Genomic DNA, 24182 nt, shown 5'->3' with positions numbered 1-24182 from the left:
CAGGTCAAGGGATCAGTTGAGGGCGCTGGTGGCGGTCATGGCAACGGTTTTGGCGTTAACCGGCATACCCGGCATAAACACTTTTTGTAAACCCTCGACGATAACTTTATCGCCAGGGTTCAGCCCCTGCTGCACGATGCGTAGCCCGTCTGCCAGACGTCCCGGTGTGATATCGCGACGCTGTGCTTTGCCCTCTTTATCAACCACGTAAACATACTTGCGATCCTGATCGGTCAGCACCGCTTTGTCGTCGATAAGCGTGGCTTTGAATTCCGCGCTGCCCGGCAGGCGTACGCGGGCAAAGAGTCCCGGCGTGAACTGACGCTGCGCGTTATCCAGCAGCGCACGCATGCGGATGGTGCCGGTACTCGGCGTTAGCTGATTATCCAGAAAATCCACTTTGCCCTGATGGGGATACCCCTCCTCGCCCGTCAGGCCAATCTCAACCGGTAGCGCCGTGTGATTGCTGGACGCCCCCTGCCCGCTGCGGGCCAGATTTTGATAGTGAAGGTAGGTTGACTCGTCCACGTCAAAGTAAACGTACACCGTCTTCTGCGAGACCAGCGTGGTGAGGACGCTGGCGGTGTCACCCGCGGTTACCAGGTTCCCGCTGGTGATCAGCGCCCGGCTGGCACGACCATCGATAGGCGCGGTCACTTTGGTGAAGTCCAGGTTGAGCTGAGCCGCGTCAACCGCCGCCTGCGCGGCGCGAATGTCGGCCTGCGCCTGAACGGCGGCCGAGCGACGCTGTTCCCACTCTTCCCGTGAGACCAGGTGAGTGTTGATCAGCTTATCGGTACGGTTAGCCTCACTTTGCGCCAGGCTGGCCTGCGTTTTGGCTCTCGCCAGGTTCGCCTGCGCCTGTTCCAGCGCGGCGCGATAGGTTCGGTCATCAATGGTGAACAGCACCTCGCCCTTCTTCACTTCCTGGCCGTCGGTGTAATTCACTTTATCGATGTAGCCGGAAACGCGCGGGCGTAGCTGAACGCTCTCCACCGCTTCGATCCGGCCGTTAAAGCTATCCCACTGGCTGATGGATTTCACGACCACGTTAGCGGCACTGACGGCGGGCGCAGGTGGCGCGGCGTTTTGCGCGACGCTGTTATCACACCCGACGAGCAGCACGGAGGCGAACATCGCCCCCAGCGCGCTCAGATGAAAGTTACCCCAGGTTTTTTGCAGGCTCATTATTTTTATTCCGGTAATTGTAGCCGCCGGGCAAGACGCAGCGGGAGGCGCTGCGCCACTTCCTTTGTCCGGTGGCTGGCTTAAGGCCATTTGTGTCGTTCATCGCCACAAAACTGTAACAGTTGCGAATACACTATTCCCGGCGATTGTAGGAAGGCGCTTAATTAAGTGCAAGAATAATTGTTGCACTTTATGTGCTATTTGAGTCGATGTTAAAACACCCGTTTCGCTCAGGGATTTAAATGCAATAATAAAACTTGCAATTAACATAAAAACGCGCCACCTTTAAATGCAACAGATAAAGATACCTTTATACAGGCAGCATGAGGATAACCAGATGAACACTGGCGCATTTATGCACGATTTACTCGACTGGATCGACAACAACCTGGATAGCCGTCTGGATATTGAGTCCGTTGCCAGGCGTTCCGGCTACTCAAAATGGCACCTTCAGCGTCTGTTTAAGGAACATACTGGCTATCCCCTCGCCGGGTATATTCGCGCGCAAAAGCTGCAAAAATCGGTTGAGCGCTTAACCCACAGCGACGAGCCGATTTTGAACGTGGCGATCGCGCTGGGCTTTGACTCCCAGCAGTCCTTCAACCGCAGCTTTAAGCGTCAATATGGTCAGGCGCCTGGGGCATGGCGGCGGAGTATGGGTGGCCCGGAAACGCAACAGCTTCGCCAGTAATGCATATTTTGCTGCAACTTCGATCTGTAGCTGCTATACTGTATATAAATACAGTATAGCGAGGTGCACGATGGCTGTTGAAACAAAATTTGTTGTCGTAAGAAAAGGTGAAGAGAAAATGACTTTTGCCAGTAAGAAAGAAGCTGACGCTCACGACAAGCTGCTCGATATGGCAGACGCGTTCACCGACTGGCTGTTGCAAAGCGGAATGCAGATGGATGAAACGCAGGCTGAAAATCTTGGCCTGTATCTCGCCGAGCAGAAAGAGACCGTGCAGCATATTCTACGTACCAGCAAACTTCCCGATCTCACTGCCCCAACTGCAACGGATAAAACTGAATCCGATGCGGCTGACACGAAAAAGATCAGGGCTGTAAAAGCGGCCTGATTCTCAGAATGCGTCATCAACGATCCTGTAGCCGCAAGCAGCCATCTGCTTGCGGCTTTTTTTAGCCCGAACATGAAAAGAGTAAAGGAGATGACGTGCGGCAAGGAATGAAGGAAAAAATCATCCGGATCTGTGATTCAAAAATTGCCTCGAAGGGAAGCCATGTTGGGCTTTCGTTTTATGCTTTTTTTGCTAATAAAAATGACGATCCTGAACTGCTTATGGAAGTGGCGCACTGGTGGATTATGGAGATGAAACTGGACCATTTTGAAAAGGCTGAAAAGATCAGAAACCTTGTCTTAGCCCTGTAACACGCTAAAACGAGATGGCCGGTAACATTGCGGAATTTCATCGCTCTAGCCGTCGCATAACTCCTCTGAGACCAGTCTGTCAATGGCCGCTGCGCACGTAAGCCTGCTTCTGATCGCGCGTTGTGCAGTATCCGCTGTTTCTTTGACGTTGGCGCTAACAGCGTAATTTTGTTCGTGGTGCGGTCCGCTTTGTGCCAGAAGCGGACATTGTTAGATTCACGGTGAATCATTCAGCCGGGAGCTTGTCAGTAGTGTGCTCTAAGTTATTTACTAGATTAGATTAACCATTTATGCTATGCAAATATCTTAAAATTAGTATGTGGCTGATTTTCTTATAATGAGAGAAAAATGACTTTAACAGAGCTAAAAGAAACCTGTATTTTCAGATATAGGAATTTTAACAAAAATACAAAAAGAGAAGTAGTCAATTTTGAAATATGGCATTCAAATATCGAGGGATTGAACGACCCTTTCGAATTCCCTATTATAGTTAGTTGGGATAAATTACACAGCAAAGATAAGTCTCTTTTAATCAATTACGCTTTGAAATATAAAATATTAAATGAAGATGAGTTGTTTATAATGCTCATGGACGAAAAAAATTATGGTGTACAGGGTATTCACAGGGTAATAATGGAAAATCTAGAACGCTCAACTATAGCCTTAAATGACTATGTAAATACTTTGTTAGTCTGTTGTTTTAGTGAAAACATGGAATCACCTCTCATGTGGTCACATTATGCAGATGGAATGAGAGGAGTATGCATTGCATATAGCAGAAAGTCCTTTGAGAATCACGAAAATTTTAATTTAAAACCAGTGGTTTACAATACTCATCCTATTGAGTTCAATCACGATGATCTAAAAACCATTCCTGTAATCAATGAATTCAAATCTTTTGATTTTAAAAACTCAGAGCATATTTTATCTGAAGGGCGGTTGGTTAGATTAAAATCCCAAAAGTATTTATTCCAAAAGCATATAAGCTGGAAGTATGAAGGTGAAATAAGAAATATAGTTGATCCCAATAAAAGACTTAATGGACAGCTAGTATCATTCCCAAAATCGGCTATTAAAGCAATAATAGTTGGGGGTAAGATGCCTTGTCATAATGCAAGGATGGTCCTGAAGTTTTGCAGAAAGAATAATCTTTCAATGTTTGTTGCTTATCCTGATAAGGCTAAATACAAAGTTAAATTTGAAAGTATCATTTAACACTTTGACTGTAACATAATATATTTAATTGGGTTTTGGATGTGATATTTTTTTCGGGGTAATACAATTTAATTGTGATGATTTATCAAGTGGTAACGTTTTTTTTGCAATGGAGAAATATATATAATTTCGCGAAAAAGTTCATGAGGAGAATTTGCATCACATAGTTAAATTAATGTCCGCTCCTTGCTCTTAGCAGACCTAACGTTACCTCCCCCAACGCTACCAGCCATAAAACCTGGTAGCTATACAAACGTACCAGGCTGTTACGTTAATACCTGTTTACTCCATAACGAGGAAACGCGCATGACCCCACATCCGCTACGCAAGATCATTGAATCCTGTGACCACGCCATCACCACCAAAAACTATGACGCCCTGATGGAGTACTACGCCGACGACGCGGCTCTGGTGGTCAAGCCCGGCATGACCGTGAAAGGCAAAGACAATATCCGCAGCGCGTTTATTGCCATCTCGGATTATTTTCAGGGCCAGCTGATTGTCGAACAAGGGGAGATGCAGGTAATCGAAGGTGGCGGCAATGCCCTCGTTATCATGGAAACCGTACTGCGTTTTCCTGATGGTCAGGGAGGGACAACAGAAATGTCGCGTCGCGCGACATATGTTTTCCGGCAGGAAAGCGACGGTCGCTGGCTTTGTACTATCGACAACTCCTACGGTACGTCGCTTCTGGATACCGGGAACTGATCACGTTAATCATGGCTTCAAAGGGGCGCTGCCGCCCCTGCCCGTTAGCGTCCTTAATGCGCAGTAATGCGCGGCTCCTTCACAAACTCAGCCAGCAGCCACACCATATCGTGCAGCAGGCCCGTTAGCTCTTTCGCTACGTGAGCGGGCAGCGTGCCCCCCATCACCGCTTGCGTCAGCGCCAGAACATAGTCCACCTGAGTCAGGGTGTCCTGCCAGCAGTCCGGTACGCAGGAGTTCAGTTTCTCACCCATGATCAACTGTTCTATCAGGTGGGGAGGAAGATCGACATCGCAGAGTTTACGCAGCCTGTGCAGGGCCTGAAGAAGACGCTCGCACAGCGCAGTACGGCTCGTGAGATCATCGGTTTCGACCAGCACGCTCACCAGCGCGGCGCAGTTGTCGGCGACGTCAAATAGATCGGCATCAGCCGGTAGTGGTCGGGAGATAAGTTGCAGAATGACGTTTTCGTCAGACGGAAGATAAGTCAGGGTTGGGATAGTAGCCATCGTAAGGCATCCTCAGTGTATAAAAATTGGGTGAACCACCCGATGAGTTCCTACGCTCGAGGGGGTAGCGCTGACAGAGGTAGGAATACCGCCCACAGAGAAAACGGCCAGCCTTGCGGCTGCTCCGTCAGCGCCACCGCAATTTTAACGAGATCGGCGCTGTCGCGACATATAAATATCGCTCTGTAGATGCGGGTTCCTACGCCCGATTGCGGATGTGCCGCAACGCAGGCACTTTACGACCGCGACCCGTTGAGGAAAAGACATAACACTTAATTTCATAAGGTTACTTTGCGGTTTGCGAGGCGCCTTCCAGAATGACAACGCTGCCCTATATTTTAAGCGTATCAATCACCGCTCCAGGCGCAGGCGACACGACACGCTACGGTGCGGATATTGGGTTGTCGCCAGGCCGCGGCAGCTAATAGGGTATTCAGGATATTATTAGCCATTCAGCCATCCGGGTGTTTAAATGGTTAAAATAAAATAATATTTACATTGCGGTAATAAATATTCTATGTCTTAATAGCGTCATCGGTTTGGAAAACAGACCTTATGAAAGCAGTTTTAGTAAAGCAGTCCTCAGTTCAGGTGTTATCCTTAGATATCCCCTTCTTCATGAGCCTTCTCCTAAGTGCCAAATAAGTAACTCTCTCAATACAGGCCATCATCGCCGCACTATGTGGCTCATAAATTAAGGAATTATCTATGTCTAATAAAATGACTGGTTTAGTAAAATGGTTCAACGCAGATAAAGGTTTTGGCTTTATCACTCCTGACGACGGCAGCAAAGATGTATTCGTGCATTTCTCTGCAATCCAGGGCGATAACTTCAAAACTCTGGATGAAGGTCAGAAAGTGTCCTTCACCATTGAAAATGGCGCTAAAGGCCCTGCGGCCGGTAACGTCACTGCACTGTAACAGGTGCTCATTATCAGTGGCGCTTACGATAGCGATGAAGGCGTTGGCCTGAGCAGTTATGTGCTACTGATAATAAAATGAACCCGCCCCGAGCGGGTTTTTTATTTATACTTCCTGACGTCTTCATCTCTTCAAATATTGTTAAATAATAAGTCATCATCATTTTAATCGTGTATTGTTTTTGTCCCCTTATAGCAGGAGCTCCCTATGTCAGTACGTAAAAAAACACAAACTCATCGTAATTATTTAGTGAAATGCACATGTCCAGGCTGTGCAAAAGATTCAGAACACAGCTTTAGCCGCGTTCAGAAAGGCTCTCAACTTGTCTGTCCGTCTTGCAATACCCTCTTTAAATCTTCCAAATGAATGAAGGCGTGTTCCTGCCATTCTCTTTATCCCTGAAATAAAGCTATATTTTCAGCGTGTCGATCACCACCCTCAGGGCAGGCGACACGTTGCGGTGCGGATAATAGAGATACAACCCGTCCATGCGCAGGCTATAGCGCTGCAACACCCGGATCAGCGTTCCGCGCTCCAGATCGTCAGCCACCAGCTCCACCGGAACATAGGCCAGCCCAAGCCCCAGCCGGGCGGCTTCGGCTTCCATGTAGCTGTCAGACAGCGCCCATTGCCCCTCTGGCCGATGGGTGATTTTTTTCCCGTCCTGCACCAGTTCCCACTGATAGTCACTACCGTCGGCAAACTGGTAGGCAATGCAGGGATGAGCCGCTAAATCGGCTGGCGTCTGCGGAAAACCGTAGCGTCTGAAGTGTTCCGGGGCAGCCACTGCGGCCATTTCCATATCAGGCGTGATACGCACGGCAATCATTCCCTGCCCCACTTCCGGCCCCAGTCTGACACCCGCATCGAACCGCTCGGCGATAATGTCGACGAAGCGGCTTTCATTCATCAGTTCCAGCCTGATGTCCGGGTAACGCTGTTTAAAAATGGCGAGCTTTGGCAGCAGACATTTATCGATAGCGTGCTGGCTGGCATTAATACGCACCGTGCCGGACGGCGTCTGACGATAGTGTGCCAGGGTCGCCAGACCCGTATCGAGCGTATCGAATGCAGACTCGGCGGTCTGATAAAGCTGTTCCCCGGCATGGGTGAGCGAGAGCTTGCGCGTGGTGCGGACCAGAAGTTGAACGCCTAATCGCTCTTCCAGCTCGCGAACCGAGCGGCTTATCCCGGATTGCGCCAGCCCAAGCCGAAGCGCGGCCGCCGTGAAGCTCCCCTCCCGTACCACCTGCATGAACAGGTACAGCTCATTATAGTTTTCCCGTTTTGCCATCATGCCTACCTATTTATAACAATATGATATGAATCCTAGCAGCTTTCGCCCTCTAATCAGCACTATTTCTGCTAACTATAATGACCGCAACACAACAACCCAGGGTTCATTTCCATGAAAATATTTACCCAAAAACTGTCCGTTGCGATGCTGCTATGTGCATCATTAAGTGGAGTGACAACAATGAGTTATGCAGAAACCACCAACCCAAACGCACCTGTTTCGATGGTGAGCACATGGGATAAAACCTTCGCCGAAAGTGACAAAGTCGATCACCGTAAGGTGTCCTTCCAGAACCGATACGGGATCACCCTGGTGGGCGACCTGTATCTTCCCAAAAACCGCGGCGACCGCAAGCTGGCGGCGATTGCGGTCAGTGGGCCGTTTGGCGCGGTCAAAGAGCAGTCCAGCGGCCTGTATGCGCAAACCCTGGCAGAAAATGGGTTTGTGACCCTGGCGTTCGATCCGTCCTATACGGGCGAAAGCGGTGGCCAGCCGCGCAACGTCGCGTCTCCGGATATCAACACCGAAGACTTTAGCGCGGCGGTGGACTTCCTGGGGTTGCAGAAAGAGGTTGATCGTAACCGCATTGGTATTCTCGGCATCTGCGGCTGGGGCGGTATGGCGCTGAATGCGGCCTCCATGGACACCCGCGTGAAAGCGGTCGCCACCAGCGTGATGTACGACATGAGCCGGGCGATGGGCTACGGCGTGGGCGACGGGAAAGATCGCTATTCAACGTCTGACCGCCGTGCCGTTCTGCAGTATCTGAACGCACAGCGCTGGAAAGATGCTGAGAACGGGACCTTCGCGCACGGCGGCCACGACATTTATGTCGATGAGAACGGCAAGGTGACGGCGGCTGAACGTATTCTGCCAGAGGCGTTGCCAGCAGACCCGCACCCGGTACTGAAGGAGTTCTATGACTACTACCGCATGCCGCGCGGCTTCCACGCGCGCTCCGTCAACTCCACCGGCGCGTGGACCGCGACCACACCATTATCCTTTATGAATATGCCGCTGCTGAGCTATGCCGGGGAAATTACTATCCCGACGCTTATCGTAACCGGTGAAAAGGCACACTCCCGCTACTTTGCGGAAGATGCGTTTAAAGCGGTCGGCAGCAAGCAGAAGGAACTGGTGATTGTTCCGGGCGCAAACCATGTCGACCTCTACGACAACGTTGCCGGGAAGATCCCGTTCGGCCAGTTTGAGCAGTTCTTCAAAACCAGCCTGAAATAAACCTCTCCGCCGCCCGTGTTGAGCGGGCGGTGCTTCGTGAAAGATGACTATGTCCACTCTGAACCCTACCACCTTACAGAATGAGAAACGCGCGCACTGGGGCGGTATTTTTGCCATGACCCTGTGCGTATTTGTCCTGATTGCCTCGGAATTTATGCCCGTCAGCCTGCTCACGCCCCTTGCCAGAGATTTGGGCGTTACAGAGGGGCTCGCTGGCCAGGGGATCGCAATTTCCGGCGCGCTGGCGGTTCTGACCAGTCTCTTCCTTTCCCGGCTTGCCGGGAATATGAACCGCAAACACCTTCTGCTGGGCATGACGATCCTGATGGCGCTCTCGGGGATGATTATCGCTTTCGCCCCAAACTATCTGGTTTACATGACAGGCCGCGCGCTGATCGGTATCGCAATAGGTGGGTTCTGGTCCATGTCTGCCGCAACGGCCATTCGCCTTGTTCCGCAGCATCAGGTATCGCGCGCGCTGGCGATATTCAACGGAGGGAACGCGCTGGCGACAGTGGTGGCAGCCCCACTGGGGAGCTATCTCGGCGCCACCATTGGCTGGCGCGGTGCCTTCCTGTGCCTGGTTCCTGTAGCGATAGTCGCCTTCATCTGGCAGTGTTTTAGCCTGCCGGGTATGAAAGGGAATCAGTACGATGCCTCGCGTGGAAGCGTTTTTCGTTTGTTCCGTCAGCGAGCGGTCTCTGTGGGTCTGCTGGCCTGCGGCCTTTTCTTTATGGGGCAGTTTGCGCTCTTTACCTATGTGCGGCCGTTTCTTGAAACCGTCACGCAGGTCAGTCCCTCTGGCTTATCGCTGATTTTACTCACCATTGGCGTCGCGGGTTTTGTTGGCACACTGCTCGTTGCCATGGTTCTGAACGCGGCATTTTACCCGACGTTAATCGCCATTCCCCTGCTGATGGCCGTCATTGCCAGCGTGTTGATACTGACCGGTCACAGCCTGTGGATCGTTGCCCTGCTGTTAAGCTTCTGGGGGATGCTGGCGACGGCGGCCCCCACGGGATGGTGGACATGGATTGCGCGAACGCTGCCGCAAGATGCCGAAGCCGGTGGCGGGTTAATGGTCGCAGTGATCCAGCTCGCCATTGCGCTCGGCTCAACGGCGGGCGGTATGGTGTTTGATCATAGCGGCTGGCAGAGCACGTTTGCATTGAGCGGAATATTGCTCCTGGGCGCGGTTGTGTTGACGCTTCTGCTTTCGCGTCTTCACAAATCACTCGCCGGATGATTTGTTGACGCTTTTCTTCACCGCTGGTGTATTGTTTTTAAACGATTCATCACTTTGAAGAGAAGCGGCGACATGATTAACATCCTCGGCAAAACCACCTCTATCAATGTTCGTAAAGTGCTCTGGACCTGCGAGGAAGCAGGCCTCGAGTATCAGCAGGAAGACTACGGCAGCGGTTTTGCCTCAACGGAAACGGATGCCTTCCGCGCGCTGAACCCCAACGCCATGGTGCCGGTACTGATTGACGGTGATTTCGTGCTGTGGGAGTCCAACGCCATCTGCCGTTATCTGGTGCGCAAGGCCGGACGTCATACCCTGCTGCCCGCAGAGCCGCAGGCCTGCGCCAACGTTGAGCGCTGGATGGACTGGCAGGCAACCGAATTCAATAACGCCTGGCGCTATGTCTTCCCGGCGCTGGGGCGTAAAAACCCGGACTTTAACGACCCTCGGCGCATTGCGGCGGGAATAAAAGAGTGGAACCACTGCATCACCATTCTGGAAAACCAGCTGCAGCGCACCGGAGCCTTTGCAGCGGGCGAGACGTTTACCCTTGCGGACGTGGTGCTTGGGCTGTCGGTGAATCGCTGGAAGATGACGCCGTTTGATAAGCCCGACGTGCCCGCGATTGAGGCCTGGTTTGAACGTCTCAACCAGCGCCCGGCGTTTTTGCGTCACGGCAATAACGGCATGATGTAAAGTATTTACGCCCCCATGTTGAGCAAGGATATTTTATTTAATTACTAAACCCTGAAACGTATCAGAGGGAATAATAATTAAGTCATATCCTGGACAGCCCATTGCACTGCTTTGCTAGCCTGACAATTCAGGCAACGCTCAACCTGGAGGTATTCTTGCTGATTAGACTCAAGAAAGAACGAACGCATAAGGAGGATCGCCGGCTTGCTCTCTGGCTGGCGACCTCGGCAGGTTTACTGAATGCCATCGCCCTCGGCGCATTTGGTTTTTTCCCCTCACACATGACCGGCAACACCTCACAATTATCCAGCGAAGTCTCTTCCACCGACCTGAGCGATATGATTTTCTTTGGGTCGATTATTCTCTCCTTTGTCGCAGGCGCCATTATTGCGCGCACGATCGTGATATGGGGCATTATCCATAACGTCCGGCTGGTTTTTTGCCAGATCCTGTTTGTCGAAGGGATATTGCTGACCGGCGTCTCCTTCTACGAAATGTTTTTTCATACCCTCACGAGCAACCGCGAAATTATTCTTTTTCTGTGCGGCCTGATGGGCATTCATAATTCCACTTCCACGCAGCTGTCCAGCGGACGGGTGAGATCGACGCACATTACCGGGACGCTGACAGACGCGGGAATATCCCTGGCCTCCGTACTGGTGGCAATGCTCCGCAGAGATTACTCCAAAGATACGGCGGCACAAAAAAGCCAGTTGAAAACCCACTTAACCACCCTTTTCTCGTTTATTACGGGCGGTATCGCGGGACTGCTGCTGTTCAGGTGGATCGGGTTTAACGCCATGCTGGCGCTCGGGTTGATGCTCGCCGTGGTCGCTATCGTTTCAATTATCACCGTCTCGACGCGGGTTCGACGGGTTCGTGCTTCTCAATGCAGATGATGATCGATATTCGGTGTAAGCGCTTTTTTAATGTGACGGTGTCACTTTTAAAAAAGCGCTTTAGGACTATTCTGTCTGCACCTCTATCAGCCCTTACGCCATAAGGCTTAACCCGAGGTTGTCACTGTTTTCATAGGGTTACTGATTTTACCCCTTCGCTGGAACCCTTCCCAAACGCTTGCTATAGGTGAAATACCCCTGCCGAAACATGGCATAACAACAGGCAACCGGTGGTTGCTATAACGCATGCGCACAGGGAGACACACCGCAATGCACCCATTACTCAAACGTTCGCTGCTGTTTGTCGGCGCCATTATCGTGGTTCTCGCCCTCCTCGTCTGGGGCATTGGGCTGGAGACGATCAGGGCGCGCCAGGTTGACCTGGTCTATCTCGGGCAACAGCACATGATTCTGGTTTTCTCGTCGATGTTTTTTGCCCTGCTGGTCGGTATTCCGAGCGGGATCCTGCTGAGCCGCCCTGCGGCGCGAGGTATCGCCGAATACGTCATGCAAATCTTCAACGTCGGCAACACGCTGCCGCCGCTGGCCGTTCTGGCGCTGGCGATGGTGGTGATTGGCATTGGCGATACGCCCGCCATCATCGCCCTGTTCCTCGCCTCGCTGCTGCCGATAGTGCGTAACACCTACGCCGGGCTGTGCTCGGTCCCGCCGTCGCTGCTGGAAGCGGCAAACGGCATCGGAATGACCAAATGGCAGCGTCTGCGTCAGGTTGAGCTGCCAGCCGCCTGGCCGGTCATGCTCTCGGGGATCCGCATTGCCACCGCCATCAACGTCGGGACCGCGCCGCTGGCGTTCCTGATTGGTGCCAGCAGCTACGGCGAGCTGATTTTCCCCGGTATTTACTTAAACGATTTCCCGACCCTGATCCTCGGCGCGGCGGCAACCGCCCTGTTCGCCCTGATCCTCGATACCCTGCTGGCGGCGCTGGGTCGCGCGATGAGTCCCCATCTCGCTCGATAACAATAATAAGGAGCTTTTATGAGACTGTTTTCCAGCCTGACGGCGCTGTGTGCCGCGGCGCTGTTCACCAGCCAGGCGATGGCGGCCCCGCTGATTCTGGCGACCAAGAGCTTTACCGAGCAGCACATTCTCTCGGCGATGACCGTGCAGTACCTGCAAAAGAAAGGTTTTCAGGTACAGCCGCAAACCAACATTGCCACGGTGATCTCCCGCAACGCGATGATCAACAAGCAGATTGACATGACCTGGGAGTACACCGGCACGTCGCTGATCATCTTTAACCACATCAACAAGCGCATGTCGCCCCAGGAGTCTTACGAGACGGTGAAACGCCTGGACGCGAAGCACGGTCTGGTCTGGCTCAAGCCCGCCGACATGAACAATACCTATGCCTTTGCCATGCAGCGCAAGCGCGCCGAGGCGGAACATATCAACACCATGTCGGAGATGGTGGCGAAGATTGAGCAGATCCGTAAAACCAACCCGGACAAAAACTGGCTGCTGGGCTTAGACCTGGAGTTTGCCGGACGCAGCGACGGCATGAAGCCGCTTCAGGCGGCCTACAACATGGCGCTGGATCGCCCACAGATCCGCCAGATGGACCCGGGCCTGGTATACAACGCCGTACGCGACGGGTTTGTCGATGCCGGACTGATTTACACCACCGACGGGCGCGTGAAAGGCTTCGACCTCAAGGTGCTGGAAGACGATAAAGGCTTCTTCCCGAGCTACGCGGTGACGCCGGTGGTGCGTAAAGACACGCTGGAGGCCAACCCAGGACTGGAAGAGGCGCTCAACACCCTCTCTGCCCAGCTCAACAACGACGCTATCACCGAACTGAATAAGAAGGTGGATATCGACCATCAGTCACCGCAGCAGGTCGCCCGAGATTTCCTGCGTAGCAAACAGCTGCTGTAGGAGGCGCTATGGAGACGATTCACTACATTCTGGACAACTGGGATTACCTCTTAACCCTGACGCTGCAGCATCTGTGGCTGGTGGCGCTGGCCGTAGGTTTAGCCATCATTATTGGCGTACCGCTGGGCATTCTGATTGTCCGCCACAAGTGGCTGGCAACGCCGGTGCTGGGGATAGCCACCATCGTGCTGACCATTCCGTCCATCGCTCTGTTTGGCCTGATGATCCCGCTGTTTTCGCTGATCGGTCAGGGTATCGGTGCCCTGCCTGCAATCACCGCTGTTTTTCTCTACTCATTGCTGCCGATTGTGCGTAACACCCATACGGCGCTCGACAGCCTGCCGCCTGGCCTGCGCGAAGCCGGGCGCGGCATCGGCATGACCTTCTGGCAGCGCCTGCGCTGGGTTGAGATCCCGATGGCGCTGCCGGTGATTTTCGGCGGGATCCGCACCGCCGTGGTGATGAACATTGGCGTGATGGCGATTGCCGCCGTGATCGGCGCGGGCGGTCTGGGGCTGCTGCTGCTCAACGGCATCGGCGGAAGTGATATTCGCATGTTGATCGCGGGCGCGCTGATGATTTGTCTTTTAGCGATTGTGCTCGACTGGCTGCTGCACCGTCTGCAGGTGGTTCTGACTCCAAAGGGGATTCGATAATGATAAAACTGGAAAACCTCACCAAACAATTTTCACAGAAGCACGGCCAGACCTTTAAGGCCGTTGATAACGTAAACCTGAACGTGCCCGAAGGGGAAATGTGCGTCCTGCTCGGCCCTTCCGGCTGTGGGAAAACCACCACGCTGAAGATGATTAACCGCCTTATTACCCCGAGCAGCGGGACAATCCTGATCAACGGTGAAGACACCAGCGGGATGGACACCGTCACCCTGCGCCGCAACATTGGCTACGTGATCCAGCAGATTGGCCTGTTTCCGAACATGACCATCGAAGAGAACATCACCGTCGTGCCGCGCATGCTGGGCTGGGATAAAGCGCGCTGCAAAACCCGCGCCGAAGAGCTGATGGATATGGTGGCGATGGATCCGCATAAGTTCCTCAACCGCTACCCGCGCGAGATGTCCGGCGGCCAGCAGCAGCGTATCGGCGTGATCCGCGCCCTGGCGGCTGATCCTCCGGTGCTGCTGATGGATGAACCCTTCGGCGCGGTGGACCCGATCAACCGCGAGGTGATCCAGAACCAGTTCCTGGAGATGCAGCGCAAGCTGAAAAAAACCGTCATGCTGGTGAGCCACGATATCGACGAAGCCCTGAAGCTCGGTGACCGCATTGCGGTGTTCCGTCAGGGGAAAATCGTGCAGTGCGCCAGCCCGGATGAACTGCTGGCGAAACCGGCGAATGAGTTTGTCGGCTCGTTTGTCGGTCAGGACCGTACGCTGAAGCGTCTGCTGCTGGTATCCGCAGGAGACGTGACCGACCAGCAGCCGACCATTACGGTGCGGGGTTCTACCCCGCTTCCCGAAGCCTTTTCAACCATGGATGATAATGACATTCGCGCGATTACCGTGGTCGATGAGCACGGCAAACCGCTGGGCTTTGTGAAGCGTCGAGAAGCGCGTAACGCCAGCGGTACCTGCGGCGACATCCTGCATCCGTTCCGCATGACCGGCAAAGCGGAAGACAACCTGCGCGTGGTGCTTTCACGTCTGTATGAGAGCAATACCAGCTGGATGCCGATTGTGGATGAGGACGGGCGCTACAACGGCGAGATTTCTCAGGACTATATTGCCGAGTACCTGAGTTCAGGGCGTACGCGCCGGGCGCTGAATATTCATAGTGAGAGTTAATCTTTCAGGCCGGGCATCGCCCGGCTTTTTCGCACGCATACCTTTTGCTAACCCCACGATTTCCCGCCACAATATTGTATCTTTCCCGTTGACTCGCGACCCATGCAACGTCTTCACGCCTACCCCGACATTCGCGCGATGTTTCGCCGATTACTGATTGCCACCGTCACCGGCGTGTTGGCCGCGCTGGCCGTTGCGGTATTCCGCCACAGCATGTATCTGCTGGAGTGGCTGTTTCTAAGCAACGACAGCGGCAGCCTGGTGAACGCCGCCGCCGCATTATCGCCCTGGCGACGGGTGCTGACGCCCGCGCTGGGCGGTCTGGCTGCTGGGCTGCTGCTCTGGGGATGGCAACGGTTTACCGCGCAACGGCCTCACGCGCCAACCGATTATATGGAAGCGCTGGAAACTGAAGACGGACAGTTTGATTACGGTGCCAGCCTGGTGAAATCACTCGCTTCTTTGCTGGTGGTCGCCAGCGGCAGCGCCATCGGGCGTGAAGGGGCGATGATCCTGCTTGCCGCCCTCGCGGCTTCCCTGTTCGCCCGGCGCTTTACCCCTAAATCAGAATGGAAATTGTGGATTGCCTGCGGGGCCGCCGCCGGGATGGCCAGCGCCTACCACGCCCCCTTAGCCGGAAGCCTGTTCATCGCTGAGATCCTGTTTGGCACGCTGATGCTGGCCTCGCTCGGCCCGGTGGTGATTGCTGCAGTGGTCGCGCTGCTTACGACCCGCCTGCTCAGCCCCAGCGCAAACACCCTTTATCAGGTCCACCTCAGCGAGAGCCTTACGGCTGTGGATTATTCCCTGATTGTCGGCATGGGACTGCTGGCCGGGCTGTGCGGTCCGCTGCTGATGTGGCTGATGTCCTACAGCCACGCTCTGTTTCTGCGCCTTAAGCTTTCGCCGCCGTGGCAGCTGGCGCTGGGCGGGCTGATCGTCGGGCTGCTGTCGCTGCTGACGCCGAAGGTGTGGGGGAATGGCTACAGTGTGGTTCAGGCTTTTCTTCTCGCCCCGCCGTTGCTGTCGGTGATTGCAGGCGTGTTTATCTGTAAATTGCTGGCGGTACTGGCAAGCAGCGGCTCGGGCGCGCCCGGCGGGGTGTTCACACCGACGTTATTTGTCGGCATGGCGACAGGAATGCTGTTTGCGCAGCTATCCGCGCTGTGGTTTCCAGGCGCTGAGACGGCAATTTTGCTGGGGCTGGCAGGTATGGCAACGCTGCTGGCTGCCACGACGCATGCGCCGATTATGTCGGCACTGATGGTCTGTGAAATGACCGGGCAGTATTTTTTACTGCCCGGCTTGCTGGTCGCGTGCGTCGTCGCGTCGGTACTGTCGAGGACGTTACGCCACGACTCTGTCTACGGACCCCATACTGCTGAAAGCAGAGAGGTCGATGTACTGCGCTAATTCGCGCTGCTCGGCGCGCGGCAGGTAGGGCAATTCACCCACTAAAGGCCCGGGGAGTTTTTTGCTCAGCACATCAATGATTTCAGCGTAGTGCGCAAGCCCCGGATTAATACGGTTAGCCACCCAGCCCACCAGCGGCAGGCCGTCATTGGCAATGGCCTGTGCCGTCAGGAGGGCATGGTTGATGCACCCTTCCTGAATGCCGACCACCATCACCACGGGCAGCTGTTCCTGCACCACCCACTCGGAAAGCGGGCGTAAATCATTCATCAGGCTGCGCCAGCCGCCGGTACCTTCAACCACAACGTGGTCAACTTTCTCGCTCAGGCTCGCCAGACCGTCGGAAAGCAGGCTGTAGTTGATCAGGCCGCTGTGCGCCACGCTGCTCTCATCCTCGCTCAGCGCGATAGGATTTACCGCGTGATAAGGTAATTCAATGGACGAAACGCTTTGCAGCACCAGGGCGTCTTTATTACGCAATCCGTCTGGCGTCTCTTTACTGCCTTTTGCGACCGGTTTGTACCCTGCCACGCGTTTACCGCTGGCTGCCAGAGACTGCAGCAATGCGCGGGATACGACAGTCTTGCCGACAGAGGTATCAGTACCAGTAACAAAGAAACGCTTAAGCATGACTCATTCCACCTCTTGGGTATGCTTCGAAAATATAAACCAGGTAAATAATTCAGTGGGGGAAGTCTACGGGATGCGTGCGCTACCCGGCTTGAGATAGCGCAATATTTCTTACATCTATGGAAAAGAGTTAACCCTGCAACAAACGGATCAGTAAAGAGCCGTTATACATCGCATCTTTCACCAGCGCGGCACCGGCCATGGTTCCCTGGTTCGAAAACTGGGTGCTTTCGACCACGATGTTTTTGCTGTATGCAGGAAGCGACTGCTGGTTGATGCAGGCAGAAATCGCCGGAAAGAGAATATCCGCCGCCTGGCTGAGCGGTGAACCAATCAGAATTTTTTGTGGGTTAAACAGATTGACCATAATGGCGAGAATGCGGCCCACGTTGTTACCGACGCCCGTGATGATATCTTTCGCCAGTAAATCCCCCTGTCGGGCTGCAGCGCAGAGAGAATCCACGGTAAGCGGCTGGCCGTGAAGCGAAGAGCTCATCGACTGGCTGAGCCTCACCTGCGCCAGCTCCAGCACGCTTTCGACGCTGGCAATGGTCTCCAGGCAGCCGTGGTTACCGCAGTAGCAGCGTTTACCGTACGGGTCGACCTGCGTGTGACCGATTTCCACCAGGCTGCTGCTTCCGGCGTGCAGCAGGCGACCGTCGGTAATCACCCCCGCCCCCACGTTGTGATCAATCACCACCTGAATAACGTCGCGCGCGCCGCGAGATGCGCCAAACAGCGCCTCCGCCATGGTCCAGGCGCTGATATCATGCTGAATATAGACGGGCACGCCGGTATGGTTTTTCAGCACCTCACCCAGCGGCATCTCTTTGACATTGTCATAAAACGGCATGCGGTGCACGATGCCATTCTCGGTATCAATGATACCCGGCATGGTGATAGCAATCGCCGTTAACCGTTCAAGCCGCTGCTGATGACGAATAAAGAAGTGATCGATATGGGCCAGAATGGCGTCAAGAAGCGGTTGTTCCGCATCGAGCGGGAGCTCCAGCCGGTCTTCCACCACCAGCTTGCTGCTGAGATCGCGCAGCGCAAGGAAGATCTCCCCCCGGCTGATGCGCAGTGACAGGTAGTGCCATGCTTCCGTTTCTACCACCAGCCCGACAGCAGGACGTCCACGGCTGCCCGGCTCCTGTATTTCCGTCTCCTGGACCAGGTGGGCTTCCAGCATTTCGCGGACTATCTTGGTGATACTGGCGGGTGCCAGTTGTGCCAGGCGCGAAAGATCGATACGCGAAACCGGACCGAGCTGATCAATCAGGCGATACACTGCGCCTGCATTGGTCTGCTTAATCTGATCAATATGCCCTGGCTGGCTATCAGCAACCACCTCGTACTCCCTTATTTTCGAGCTTCGAAATAAACTGTTGGCTATGGTGAAGCACTTCACCAGGCGTCGTCAAATATTTACTTAGCCATGTGATTTACCGCACATTTTTACCCCAGTTTCCCTATAAATATCGCCCTGCCGAGGCTGTAATGAGCTGCTTTTTAAACCGCTGCGCCGCCTGACTCTGTTCGCGATGTTTTGACCAGACCAGCCACATCTCGGAAACCGCCTCTTTTTCGGCAATGGCCACCCAGCGCATTTCCTGCAATTGTACCCGCTTAAAGGACGCCGGGAGAATAGAAACCCCAAGCCCGGCGGCAACCAGACCAATAATAGTCATGGCCTCTCCCACTTCCTGAGTAATAACCGGGGCGAGATCGTGGCGACGCATCAGGCCCAAAATATCGTCATACAGACCGGTGCCGACCTGAGGGTCAAAAAAGACAAAGGGCTCTTTTGCCAGCTCTGCCAGCGTCACGGAAGCTTGCGACGCCAGAGGGTGATCCTGCGGGATCATCGCCATCAGGGGTTCGCGCAGGATCACCTGCCACGCCAGCGTATCCGGTAGTGCGGTATTACGCATCAGCCCCAGGTCGAGCGCCCCCTCGTTGAGCGGCGAAATTTGCTCGCGGGTGTTTATTTCGCGGGTCTGAATATGCACGTCCGGAAAATGGCGGCGGAACGATGAGAGGGTTTCTGAGACAGCGCTGATAAAGGGCGCCGACGAGGTAAAGCCGATCCGCAGTTCGCCGGTCTCCCCCAGATACAGCCGCTCCGCCCTGGCAGCGGCGTCATCCACCATGCTCAGAATTTGCCTGCTGTCGGCCAGGAACTGCTTGCCCGCGGCGGTCAGGCTCACGCTACGGTTCGTACGTGCCAGCAGACGCGCCCCAACCTGCTGTTCGAGGATCTGAATTTGCTGGCTGAGCGGTGGCTGAGAGATGTTCAGCCTCGCCGCCGCGCGGCCAAAATGCAGCTCCTCCGCTACCGCCACGAAGTAGCGTAAATGACGCAGTTCGATATTCATATTTTTAAAGTATCATTTGAGATTATTAATATATTAGACAGAATATTTACATTTTCCTACTCTGATCTTGTGGTCATACCCGTCACCAGAAATCACGGGGATGTTTAAGCAAGGAACATGTGTGAGCCGTACAACTACCATTGATATCACTCCGGCAAATGATATTGATGATTTACCTGCAGCATCTCAGCCGGTGCAGTTTATTAAACGTGGTACCCCTCAGTTTATGCGCGTCACGCTGGCGCTTTTCTCAGCGGGTCTCGCAACCTTTGCCCTGCTCTATTGCGTTCAGCCGATCCTGCCCGTGCTGTCCCACGAGTTTGGCGTGTCGCCTGCCAGCAGCAGTATTTCGCTTTCTCTCTCCACCGGGATGCTGGCGGTCGGTCTGCTGTTCACCGGGCCGCTCTCAGATGCGATTGGTCGCAAGCAGGTCATGGTCACCGCACTGATGCTGGCCTCCGTCTGTACGCTGCTTTCGACGATGATGACCAGCTGGCACGGTATCCTGATAATGCGTGCGCTGATCGGGTTATCGCTGAGCGGCGTGGCTGCGGTCGGGATGACCTATCTCAGCGAGGAGATCCACCCGAGCTTTGTCGCTTTCTCTATGGGGCTGTACATCAGCGGGAACTCCATCGGTGGGATGAGCGGACGCCTGCTGAGCGGGGTGTTTACGGATTTCTTTAACTGGCGCATTGCGCTGGCGGTGATTGGTTGCTTTGCGCTCGCCTCTGCGCTGATGTTCTGGAAAATTCTGCCGGAATCACGTCACTTCCGCCCGGCGTCCCTGCGCCCCAAAACGCTGTTTATCAACTTCCGCCTGCACTGGCGTGATAAAGGGCTGCCGCGCCTGTTCCTGATGGGTTTTCTGCTGATGGGTTCGTTTGTCACGCTGTTTAACTACATTGGCTATCGCCTGATGCTTTCTCCGTGGCATCTCAGCCAGGCGGTGGTCGGCCTGCTTTCCGTGGCATACCTCACCGGTACCTGGAGTTCGCCAAAAGCCGGAGCGATGACCGCACGCTACGGTCGTGGCCCGGTGATGTTGTTCTTCACGACGGTGATGCTGGTCGGCCTTCTGCTGACGCTCTTCTCCTCTCTGTGGCTGATTTTTGCCGGAATGCTGCTCTTCTCTGCAGGCTTTTTCGCCGCCCACTCGGTCGCCAGCAGCTGGATTGGCCCGCGCGCCCGTCGTGCAAAGGGCCAGGCGTCGTCGCTGTATCTGTTTAGCTATTACCTGGGATCAAGCATTGCCGGGACGCTCGGCGGCGTGTTCTGGCACAACTACGGCTGGAACGGCGTGGGCGGGTTTATCGCGCTGATGCTGTGCGCGGCGCTGCTGGTGGGGGCAAGTCTTCACAAGCGTTTGAGATAATAAGCTTGCGGGCTGATGCCCGGTAAGACGAGCGCTCCAGATAAACGGCACCAGCGTACTGGTGCCGTTTCACGTTCAGGAATCCCAGGCCTGCTCTATCTTACCGGCTTTAAACTGCGGAGGCGGTTTTCGGAAACGGCGCGTTAGCCATGTCAGGTAAAGGATCCCCAGCGCTGCCCAGATGAGGCCAAGCGTCAGGGACGTCGCTTCGAGATTTATCCACAGCACGCCGACCGTTACGGCACCAATGATTGGCAGCAGGAAATAGTGGAGCCGATCTTTCCACGTTTTGTTCAACCCCTTACGCCGCCAAAAATGGTTGTACACCGAGAGATTAACAAACGTAAACGCCACCAGCGCGCCAAAGTTGATCAACGCCGTCGCGGTCACGAGATCAAAGTACAGGGCCGACAGCGCCACTATCCCTACCATAATGACATTCAGGGCCGGAGTACGCCATTTCGGATGCACGTAGCCAAACACCCGCTCCGGAAAGACGTTGTCACGCCCCATCACATACAACAAGCGTGAGACGCTGGCGTGCGAGGCCAGGCCTGAAGCGAGCGTATTCACAAACGTGGTACACAGAAACACCGACTGGAAGAGTTTGCCGCCCACGTACAGCGCAATTTCCGGCAGCGCGGCGTCCGGGTTCTTAAAGCGCGCGATTGTCGGGAAAAAGAGCTGCATGAAAAACGAGGCAACAATGAATATCAGCCCGCCATACAGTGCGGTCAGGAAAATGGCTTTGGGAATAACTCGCGCCGCGTTTGGCGTCTCTTCCGACAGCGTGGTGACCGCGTCAAAGCCGAGGAAAGAGAAGCAAACGATAGTCGCGCCGGTAATAATAGGGAGCAGGTGTGCGTTCTCGCTGATAAACGGCTGGAGCGACCAAACCGTGCCGACGCCCTCCCCCTTGTGCAGGCCATGCACCACGAGTATGACAAACACCACCATGATGGCGACCTGCACCAGCACAAACAGGGTGTTAAAGTTGGCGACGAGGTTAACACTCTTCAGGTTCGCCAGCGTCATGATCGTCACAAACCCCACCACCCAGACCCACGGCGGGACTTCAGGGAACAACGCGGAAAGGTAGATCTTCGCCAGCAGCACGTTGATCATCGGCAGGAAGAGATAGTCCAGCAGCGATGACCAGCCGACCATAAAACCCAGGTGGGGTCCGATCGATTTCTGCGTGTAGGTGTATGCAGAGCCCGCTTCCGGGAACTGTCGCACCAGTTTGCCGTAGCTAATGGCGGTAAACATGACGCCAGCCAGCGCCAGGAGATACGAGGCGGGCACGTGGCCATTGCTGATACCGGACACAATGCCGAAGGTATCAAACACGGTCATGGGGGTGAGGTAAGCCAACCCCATCATAACGACCTGCCAGAGCTTGAGGGAGCTGCGCAGCCGGGTTCTTCCGGCCATGCCCGGCGAGTCAAGAGAGGTGTTAGTCGCCATAAACCGTCCCCCCCATGCTTACCGTGGTTTGCACTTGCGTTGACCTTAACGCAAACCTGCTTAGCAAAGGGGGAAGTTGTAAAGAACACACGCTTTCGTACCAGTGCACCGTCTCTGGCTCGCACTCACAGCAGGAGCCTGACTGGCCCCCTTCGCCCTGCGGATAGTTGAACATCTGCATCATTTCCTACCTCGTCACACAGTGTCGTTAAGAAAATCCCTGTGCCGCCTGCGCTCCATAACGCGACTCCCGGGAGATAGCTGGCATGCCAGCGAACAGTTAGGCCAGGCTCCGCGCAGGCCGTTGGGTGATACGTATGCGATGAAACAAAGCGGCCCCTTACCGGGGCACGTTATCAGGCGTTTTTCAGCATCCACTCAATTTCAGTTTCGGTAATCAGGCGTTCAAACTGCAGTAATTCATCATGTTTGCAGGCGTGATAGACGTGGCAGAAACGCTCGCCCAGCCGCTCGCGAAGATGATCGTTTTGCATAAATTCCCACAGCGCATCGCTCTGGCGAATCGGGAATGGCAGTCCATCCTGCTCCAGACCATTGCCTTCCACTTCTTCCTGCAGGGGTAAATCGTTATCCAGCCCATGTAAAATGCCGGCAAAAATCGCCGCCATCACCAGATACGGATTCGCGTCTGCTCCCGCCACCCGGTACTCGACCCGATGGTTATGGCGATCGCCGCAGGGGATACGCAGGGCAACCGTGCGATTATTGTGTCCCCATGACGCTTGCGTCGGCACGTACATCCCCGGCTGGAAACGGCGGTAGGAGTTAACGTTCGGTGCCAGCAGCGCCATGGACGCCGGCATCAGATCGATCATCCCGGCCAACGCGCGTTTCAGCAGCGCGGAATCCTCGCCGCTGGCGTCTGCGAGCACGTTTTCGCCTCTGTTGTTTTGCATGCTGATGTGGATATGCATCCCGCTGCCCGCATGCTCTTCATACGGCTTTGCCATAAACGTGGCGTGCATCTTATGTTTTTCCGCCATCTGCCTGACGAGACGTTTTAGCGCCAGCGCATCATCGCAGGCATCAAGCACGTTTTCCGTATGGTGCAGGTTAATCTCAAACTGGCCCGGGGAGGCCTCAGCCACTGCCCCGTCTGCGGGGATCAACTGCAGCTGCGCCAGCTCGTCAATGTCATTCAGTACGTCAGCAAAATGGTTCAGGTTATCAACCGAGTAGACCTGACTCTGCGTGTTACGAACGTCTGTGCCCGGCGCGCAGGGTGGCTGCAGATAGCCTTCGGCATCGCGTTTACGGTCAAGTAAATAGAACTCCAGCTCTACCGCTACCACGGGGAACAGACCGCGCTGGCGTAGCTGCTGCCAGAGTCGGTTGAGTACGTTCCGCGGCTCAACGTCAAAGGGAGCGCCATCTTCATCGACCATGGTGAGCTGCACCTGACCAATGTATTCCGGGTCGGCGGCGGACGGCGTCAGGGTGCCCGGCACCGGCACGCAGATACAATCCGGCTCGCCGAGCTCCTGCCCCAGGCCCGCCTCTTCCACTACGTTACCCAAAATGTCCATGGCGAAAACCGATGCCGGGAAATAGCAGCCTTTTTCAAGCTTGTTCAGTCCGGCAACCGGGATGCGTTTGCCGCGAAAACAGCCGTTCAGGTCGGTCAGGAGGACATCAATAAACTGGGTGTCAGGATACTTTTCTAAATAGCGCTTCACTTCCTGCGTAAAGGCGCTGCCCCGCCTCTCATCCGTGTGCTGCACAAAGTTCTCAACTTCTACGATATTGGTTTCCATGATTTACCACCGTTTTTGGATTTGCGTTCGCTGCTCTGGACTGTAAAATATAATGTCCACCCTATCGAATCTGTATGCAAACAAATTGTTTGTCAAATGTTAAATTAAGTTTGCAAAAGGCAGATCCCGTTGC

Annotated in this window: 26 protein-coding genes; 17 read left to right on the top strand and 9 right to left on the bottom strand. The window is 54.5% G+C overall.

What is annotated here, in order from left to right; translation table 11 throughout:
- Positions 1 to 12: 12 nt before the first annotated feature.
- Positions 13 to 1188, bottom strand: coding sequence for an efflux RND transporter periplasmic adaptor subunit (locus ACOQH0_RS10260; protein WP_421512163.1), 1176 nt, complete (start codon positions 1186 to 1188; stop codon positions 13 to 15).
- A 337-nt stretch (positions 1189 to 1525) separates the two neighbouring features.
- On the opposite strand from ACOQH0_RS10260, the gene ACOQH0_RS10255 reads away from it, so the two are divergent.
- The 5 genes from ACOQH0_RS10255 to ACOQH0_RS10235 all read left to right on the top strand — a co-directional run bounded on the left by ACOQH0_RS10255 (position 1526) and on the right by ACOQH0_RS10235 (position 4501).
- Complete coding sequence (locus ACOQH0_RS10255; RefSeq protein WP_029485062.1) at positions 1526 to 1879, top strand: helix-turn-helix domain-containing protein; 354 nt, start codon at positions 1526 to 1528, stop codon at positions 1877 to 1879.
- 70 nt (positions 1880 to 1949) lie between these two features.
- The gene (locus ACOQH0_RS10250) at positions 1950 to 2267 is read left to right on the top strand and encodes a YebG family protein (protein WP_421512162.1); all 318 of its coding nucleotides are present in this window, start codon (positions 1950 to 1952) and stop codon (positions 2265 to 2267) included.
- A 95-nt stretch (positions 2268 to 2362) separates the two neighbouring features.
- On the top strand, positions 2363 to 2578 hold the full coding sequence (locus ACOQH0_RS10245; protein WP_010430596.1) for a DUF6500 family protein: 216 nt from the start codon (positions 2363 to 2365) through the stop codon (positions 2576 to 2578).
- A 348-nt stretch (positions 2579 to 2926) separates the two neighbouring features.
- Complete coding sequence (locus ACOQH0_RS10240) at positions 2927 to 3793, top strand: DUF2971 domain-containing protein (RefSeq protein ID WP_421512161.1); 867 nt, start codon at positions 2927 to 2929, stop codon at positions 3791 to 3793.
- Positions 3794 to 4099: 306 nt separating this feature from the next.
- On the top strand, positions 4100 to 4501 hold the full coding sequence (locus ACOQH0_RS10235; protein WP_421512160.1) for a YybH family protein: 402 nt from the start codon (positions 4100 to 4102) through the stop codon (positions 4499 to 4501).
- A gap of 53 nt (positions 4502 to 4554) precedes the next feature.
- On the opposite strand, the gene ACOQH0_RS10230 is transcribed toward ACOQH0_RS10235, so the two are convergent.
- The gene (locus ACOQH0_RS10230) at positions 4555 to 5010 is read right to left on the bottom strand and encodes a hypothetical protein (protein ID WP_421512159.1); all 456 of its coding nucleotides are present in this window, start codon (positions 5008 to 5010) and stop codon (positions 4555 to 4557) included.
- A 708-nt stretch (positions 5011 to 5718) separates the two neighbouring features.
- Between ACOQH0_RS10230 and cspE the strand changes: the two genes are divergently transcribed.
- Together cspE and ACOQH0_RS10220 are read left to right on the top strand one after the other, a co-directional pair.
- A complete protein-coding gene (cspE, locus tag ACOQH0_RS10225) occupies positions 5719 to 5931 on the top strand; it encodes a transcription antiterminator/RNA stability regulator CspE (RefSeq protein WP_010430585.1) in 213 nt (70 codons plus the stop codon).
- Between the two features lie 207 nt (positions 5932 to 6138).
- Complete coding sequence (locus ACOQH0_RS10220; RefSeq protein ID WP_213329513.1) at positions 6139 to 6297, top strand: YnfU family zinc-binding protein; 159 nt, start codon at positions 6139 to 6141, stop codon at positions 6295 to 6297.
- A gap of 43 nt (positions 6298 to 6340) precedes the next feature.
- Here the strand turns inward: ACOQH0_RS10220 and ACOQH0_RS10215 are convergent, their stop codons facing one another.
- Complete coding sequence (locus ACOQH0_RS10215; RefSeq protein ID WP_421512342.1) at positions 6341 to 7225, bottom strand: LysR family transcriptional regulator; 885 nt, start codon at positions 7223 to 7225, stop codon at positions 6341 to 6343.
- 114 nt (positions 7226 to 7339) lie between these two features.
- On the opposite strand from ACOQH0_RS10215, the gene ACOQH0_RS10210 reads away from it, so the two are divergent.
- The 9 genes from ACOQH0_RS10210 to clcB all read left to right on the top strand — a co-directional run bounded on the left by ACOQH0_RS10210 (position 7340) and on the right by clcB (position 16424).
- Positions 7340 to 8467 (top strand): alpha/beta hydrolase, encoded by a 1128-nt coding sequence (locus ACOQH0_RS10210; protein ID WP_421512158.1) that lies wholly within the window; start codon positions 7340 to 7342, stop codon positions 8465 to 8467.
- A 49-nt stretch (positions 8468 to 8516) separates the two neighbouring features.
- Positions 8517 to 9713, top strand: a complete 1197-nt coding sequence (locus ACOQH0_RS10205) for an MFS transporter (RefSeq protein WP_421512341.1) — start codon at positions 8517 to 8519, stop codon at positions 9711 to 9713.
- 72 nt (positions 9714 to 9785) lie between these two features.
- Complete coding sequence (locus ACOQH0_RS10200; protein ID WP_148399416.1) at positions 9786 to 10409, top strand: glutathione S-transferase family protein; 624 nt, start codon at positions 9786 to 9788, stop codon at positions 10407 to 10409.
- 155 nt (positions 10410 to 10564) lie between these two features.
- Entirely contained in the window at positions 10565 to 11308 is a 744-nt protein-coding gene (locus ACOQH0_RS10195; RefSeq protein WP_214605248.1) for a YoaK family protein, read from the top strand.
- 270 nt (positions 11309 to 11578) lie between these two features.
- On the top strand, positions 11579 to 12289 hold the full coding sequence (osmY, locus tag ACOQH0_RS10190) for an osmoprotectant ABC transporter permease OsmY (RefSeq protein WP_042718248.1): 711 nt from the start codon (positions 11579 to 11581) through the stop codon (positions 12287 to 12289).
- Positions 12290 to 12307: 18 nt separating this feature from the next.
- Positions 12308 to 13207, top strand: a complete 900-nt coding sequence (gene osmX / locus ACOQH0_RS10185; RefSeq protein ID WP_237847686.1) for a glycine betaine ABC transporter substrate-binding protein — start codon at positions 12308 to 12310, stop codon at positions 13205 to 13207.
- A gap of 8 nt (positions 13208 to 13215) precedes the next feature.
- Positions 13216 to 13863, top strand: coding sequence for an osmoprotectant ABC transporter permease OsmW (gene osmW / locus ACOQH0_RS10180; protein ID WP_006808875.1), 648 nt, complete (start codon positions 13216 to 13218; stop codon positions 13861 to 13863).
- A complete protein-coding gene (gene osmV, locus ACOQH0_RS10175; protein ID WP_100166800.1) occupies positions 13863 to 15011 on the top strand; it encodes an osmoprotectant ABC transporter ATP-binding protein OsmV in 1149 nt (382 codons plus the stop codon). The genes osmW and osmV overlap by 1 nt, the downstream gene beginning before the upstream one ends.
- A 102-nt stretch (positions 15012 to 15113) precedes the next feature.
- The gene (gene clcB, locus ACOQH0_RS10170; RefSeq protein ID WP_421512157.1) at positions 15114 to 16424 is read left to right on the top strand and encodes a voltage-gated ClC-type chloride channel ClcB; all 1311 of its coding nucleotides are present in this window, start codon (positions 15114 to 15116) and stop codon (positions 16422 to 16424) included.
- Here the strand turns inward: clcB and bioD are convergent.
- The 3 genes from bioD to ACOQH0_RS10155 form a co-directional block, all read right to left on the bottom strand.
- Positions 16359 to 17054: a dethiobiotin synthase gene (bioD, locus tag ACOQH0_RS10165; RefSeq protein ID WP_042714599.1), complete on the bottom strand. Its 696-nt coding sequence runs from the start codon at positions 17052 to 17054 to the stop codon at positions 16359 to 16361. The two genes, clcB and bioD, sit on opposite strands and share 66 nt — an antisense overlap.
- A gap of 130 nt (positions 17055 to 17184) precedes the next feature.
- Positions 17185 to 18405: a sugar metabolism global transcriptional regulator Mlc gene (gene mlc / locus ACOQH0_RS10160; protein WP_421512156.1), complete on the bottom strand. Its 1221-nt coding sequence runs from the start codon at positions 18403 to 18405 to the stop codon at positions 17185 to 17187.
- Positions 18406 to 18526: 121 nt separating this feature from the next.
- On the bottom strand, positions 18527 to 19432 hold the full coding sequence (locus ACOQH0_RS10155; protein WP_010430552.1) for a LysR family transcriptional regulator: 906 nt from the start codon (positions 19430 to 19432) through the stop codon (positions 18527 to 18529).
- Positions 19433 to 19553: 121 nt separating this feature from the next.
- Between ACOQH0_RS10155 and ACOQH0_RS10150 the strand changes: the two genes are divergently transcribed.
- Positions 19554 to 20807, top strand: coding sequence for an MFS transporter (locus ACOQH0_RS10150; protein ID WP_421512155.1), 1254 nt, complete (start codon positions 19554 to 19556; stop codon positions 20805 to 20807).
- 75 nt (positions 20808 to 20882) lie between these two features.
- Here ACOQH0_RS10150 and ACOQH0_RS10145 read toward each other — a convergent pair whose 3' ends face one another.
- The 3 genes from ACOQH0_RS10145 to ACOQH0_RS10135 all read right to left on the bottom strand — a co-directional run bounded on the left by ACOQH0_RS10145 (position 20883) and on the right by ACOQH0_RS10135 (position 24049).
- On the bottom strand, positions 20883 to 22274 hold the full coding sequence (locus tag ACOQH0_RS10145; protein ID WP_421512154.1) for an APC family permease: 1392 nt from the start codon (positions 22272 to 22274) through the stop codon (positions 20883 to 20885).
- Positions 22264 to 22449, bottom strand: a complete 186-nt coding sequence (locus ACOQH0_RS10140; protein WP_421512340.1) for a hypothetical protein — start codon at positions 22447 to 22449, stop codon at positions 22264 to 22266. Before ACOQH0_RS10140 ends, ACOQH0_RS10145 begins: the two co-directional genes overlap by 11 nt.
- A 181-nt stretch (positions 22450 to 22630) precedes the next feature.
- Positions 22631 to 24049, bottom strand: coding sequence for a glutamine synthetase family protein (locus tag ACOQH0_RS10135; protein WP_215230992.1), 1419 nt, complete (start codon positions 24047 to 24049; stop codon positions 22631 to 22633).
- Between the last annotated feature and the right edge of the window lie 133 nt (positions 24050 to 24182).

Source organism: Enterobacter sp. JS8-1 (assembly GCF_049187015.1).
Taxonomy (GTDB): domain Bacteria; phylum Pseudomonadota; class Gammaproteobacteria; order Enterobacterales; family Enterobacteriaceae; genus Enterobacter; species Enterobacter mori.
The sequence above is the reverse complement of the archived record's forward strand: the minus strand, read 5'-3'. Positions and strand labels throughout refer to the sequence as shown.

What these genes read in the sequence shown, in the direction of transcription:
- ACOQH0_RS10260 (WP_421512163.1), bottom strand. Translation starts at nt 1,188, where the DNA reads ATGAGCCTGCAAAAAACCTGGGGTAACTTTCATCTGAGCGCGCTGGGG.
- ACOQH0_RS10255 (WP_029485062.1), top strand. Translation starts at nt 1,526, where the DNA reads ATGAACACTGGCGCATTTATGCACGATTTACTCGACTGGATCGACAAC.
- ACOQH0_RS10250 (WP_421512162.1), top strand. Translation starts at nt 1,950, where the DNA reads ATGGCTGTTGAAACAAAATTTGTTGTCGTAAGAAAAGGTGAAGAGAAA.
- ACOQH0_RS10240 (WP_421512161.1), top strand. Translation starts at nt 2,927, where the DNA reads ATGACTTTAACAGAGCTAAAAGAAACCTGTATTTTCAGATATAGGAAT.
- ACOQH0_RS10235 (WP_421512160.1), top strand. Translation starts at nt 4,100, where the DNA reads ATGACCCCACATCCGCTACGCAAGATCATTGAATCCTGTGACCACGCC.
- ACOQH0_RS10230 (WP_421512159.1), bottom strand. Translation starts at nt 5,010, where the DNA reads ATGGCTACTATCCCAACCCTGACTTATCTTCCGTCTGACGAAAACGTC.
- cspE (WP_010430585.1), top strand. Translation starts at nt 5,719, where the DNA reads ATGTCTAATAAAATGACTGGTTTAGTAAAATGGTTCAACGCAGATAAA.
- ACOQH0_RS10220 (WP_213329513.1), top strand. Translation starts at nt 6,139, where the DNA reads ATGTCAGTACGTAAAAAAACACAAACTCATCGTAATTATTTAGTGAAA.
- ACOQH0_RS10215 (WP_421512342.1), bottom strand. Translation starts at nt 7,225, where the DNA reads ATGGCAAAACGGGAAAACTATAATGAGCTGTACCTGTTCATGCAGGTG.
- ACOQH0_RS10210 (WP_421512158.1), top strand. Translation starts at nt 7,340, where the DNA reads ATGAAAATATTTACCCAAAAACTGTCCGTTGCGATGCTGCTATGTGCA.
- ACOQH0_RS10205 (WP_421512341.1), top strand. Translation starts at nt 8,517, where the DNA reads ATGTCCACTCTGAACCCTACCACCTTACAGAATGAGAAACGCGCGCAC.
- ACOQH0_RS10200 (WP_148399416.1), top strand. Translation starts at nt 9,786, where the DNA reads ATGATTAACATCCTCGGCAAAACCACCTCTATCAATGTTCGTAAAGTG.
- osmY (WP_042718248.1), top strand. Translation starts at nt 11,579, where the DNA reads ATGCACCCATTACTCAAACGTTCGCTGCTGTTTGTCGGCGCCATTATC.
- osmX (WP_237847686.1), top strand. Translation starts at nt 12,308, where the DNA reads ATGAGACTGTTTTCCAGCCTGACGGCGCTGTGTGCCGCGGCGCTGTTC.
- osmW (WP_006808875.1), top strand. Translation starts at nt 13,216, where the DNA reads ATGGAGACGATTCACTACATTCTGGACAACTGGGATTACCTCTTAACC.
- osmV (WP_100166800.1), top strand. Translation starts at nt 13,863, where the DNA reads ATGATAAAACTGGAAAACCTCACCAAACAATTTTCACAGAAGCACGGC.
- clcB (WP_421512157.1), top strand. Translation starts at nt 15,114, where the DNA reads ATGCAACGTCTTCACGCCTACCCCGACATTCGCGCGATGTTTCGCCGA.
- bioD (WP_042714599.1), bottom strand. Translation starts at nt 17,054, where the DNA reads ATGCTTAAGCGTTTCTTTGTTACTGGTACTGATACCTCTGTCGGCAAG.
- ACOQH0_RS10155 (WP_010430552.1), bottom strand. Translation starts at nt 19,432, where the DNA reads ATGAATATCGAACTGCGTCATTTACGCTACTTCGTGGCGGTAGCGGAG.
- ACOQH0_RS10145 (WP_421512154.1), bottom strand. Translation starts at nt 22,274, where the DNA reads ATGGCGACTAACACCTCTCTTGACTCGCCGGGCATGGCCGGAAGAACC.
- ACOQH0_RS10140 (WP_421512340.1), bottom strand. Translation starts at nt 22,449, where the DNA reads ATGTTCAACTATCCGCAGGGCGAAGGGGGCCAGTCAGGCTCCTGCTGT.
- ACOQH0_RS10135 (WP_215230992.1), bottom strand. Translation starts at nt 24,049, where the DNA reads ATGGAAACCAATATCGTAGAAGTTGAGAACTTTGTGCAGCACACGGAT.